Origin of the sequence: Pseudomonas sp. BF-R-30, from assembly GCF_019956175.1 — a bacterium.
Taxonomy (GTDB): domain Bacteria; phylum Pseudomonadota; class Gammaproteobacteria; order Pseudomonadales; family Pseudomonadaceae; genus Aquipseudomonas; species Aquipseudomonas jessenii.
On sequence record NZ_JAHBDE010000068.1, the window covers coordinates 1 to 1,885 of the forward strand.

Annotated in this window: 2 protein-coding genes; one reads left to right on the forward strand and one right to left on the reverse strand. The window is 56.2% G+C overall.

The annotated features are described in order from the left end of the window. A partial coding sequence (locus KGB20_RS25680) for an NAD(P)(+) transhydrogenase (Re/Si-specific) subunit beta (protein ID WP_151215141.1) occupies nucleotides 1–143 on the forward strand: 143 nt, incomplete at its 5' end. A 77-nt stretch (nucleotides 144–220) separates the two neighbouring features. Here KGB20_RS25680 and KGB20_RS25685 read toward each other — a convergent pair. After that, nucleotides 221–1,324, reverse strand: a complete 1,104-nt coding sequence (locus KGB20_RS25685; RefSeq protein ID WP_150815365.1) for a GlxA family transcriptional regulator — start codon at nucleotides 1,322–1,324, stop codon at nucleotides 221–223. Nucleotides 1,325–1,885 lie beyond the last annotated feature (561 nt).

Here is a 1,885-nt window from a genome sequence, read left to right on the forward strand (position 1 = left end):
CCAAGACCATCATCGTCAACAAGCGCTCGATGGCCAGCGGCTACGCCGGCCTGGACAACGAACTGTTCTACCTGGACAAGACCATGATGGTGTTCGGCGACGCTAAAAAGGTCATCGAAGACATGGTCAAAGCCGTCGAGTAACCCTCTGCGCAACACTTAAATGACGCGCCCTCCCCTATCCTGCGAACGTTATGCTTTCGCAGGATAGGGGTGAAGATTTATAGACGAACGCTGGCAAAGGTTGACTCGTTACGTGCCTGGCTCAACGCTGACAACGGCCCGGACAACGGCGACAGCACCAATGCTTGCGGCAGCGGCATCATCGCCACCTGCTGCGTGGTATTGGAGCCGACGCGCTCGTCACGCGGCGGAATGCCGAAGTACTCGCGGTAGCACTTGGAGAAGTGCGGCGTGGACACAAAGCCACAGATCGACGCCACTTCGATGATCGACATCGGCGTTTGCTTGAGCAACTGGCGCGCACGGACCAGGCGCAGTTTCAGGTAGTAACGCGACGGCGAGCAGTGCAGGTACTTCTGGAACAGCCGCTCCAGCTGGCGACGGGACACGTCGACATACACCGCCAGTTCGTCCAGGTCGATCGGTTCTTCGAGGTTGGCTTCCATCAACGCGACGATTTCCTGCAACTTCGGTTGATTGGTACCGAGCATGTGCTTGAGCGGCACGCGCTGGTGATCCTGTTCGTTGCGGATGCGCTCATAGACAAACATTTCCGAAATGGCCGCCGACAGTTCACGCCCGTGATCACGGCTGATCAGGTGCAGCATCATGTCCAGCGGCGCAGTACCGCCGGAGCTGGTGAAGCGGTTACGGTCGAGGGTGAACAAACGGGTACTCATTACTATCCGCGGGAAAGCTTCCTGCATCGCCGCCAGGCACTCCCAGTGCACACTGCAATCAAAACCATCGAGCAGTCCGGCGCAAGCCAGGGCCCAGCTGCCGGTGCACACCGCACCGAGTCGGCAGGCCTTGCGGGCCTGGCTTTGCAGCCAGGATACGTGTTCACGGGTAACGGTGCGCTGAATGCCGATGCCACCGCAAACGATGATCATGTCCATCGGCGGGGCTTTGTGCATGGAAGCGTCAGGGGTGATTTGCAGGCCGTCACTGGCCCAGACCTGGCCGCCATCGACGGTGAGGGTGGTCCAGCGATACAGCTCGCGACCGGACAACTGGTTGGCCATGCGCAGCGGTTCTACAGCGGACGCCAGAGAAATCAGCGTGAAATTGTCCAGCAACAGAAAGCCGATGGATTGAGGCGCACGGTTCTGGGGTTGAGCCCCGGAGTTGAACGTCGTCATCGCGGTATCTCCTCACACAAAGCGGGTGATTGGCCTCAGGCAAAGGCTCTTTTTATACTCCCATCCAAAAGTTGGTGGGGTTGGTCCTATTCAACCTGCAAAGGTCATACCCAATTACCTATGTTTGAACGGATCCAAAAACGACATCACCCAATGTCTCTACGCTGAGGGTTTTCAGGGCGGGAGCCATAAGGAAAACGCTTGATTTTGAGCGCGTGCTTATCAAGCGTGTGCACATTCGTAGCACATGCGCGAGAGATGCCTATAAACGACGACTTATTTGTAACCGACACTCACATGTCGGTTTTTGAAAACAATAATGACCAATGCCCGATTTTGGGCTGGCACAAGCGTCATGCGCTATAAAAGTGATCTGCGACCGGGAGCAGAAAGGCTTGCGCAGTATTACGATCAGTTTGGACGACTGCTATTGGCCCAGAGTGTGTAAAAACGCCTTCGTGAACCCTTGCTATGATTTCTGAGGAATTCATCGCAGGGATCGCCCATGAAGCGCTTTATCCAAGGTGAACATCGAGGCCAAGGTACCTTACTTCCCGAAAG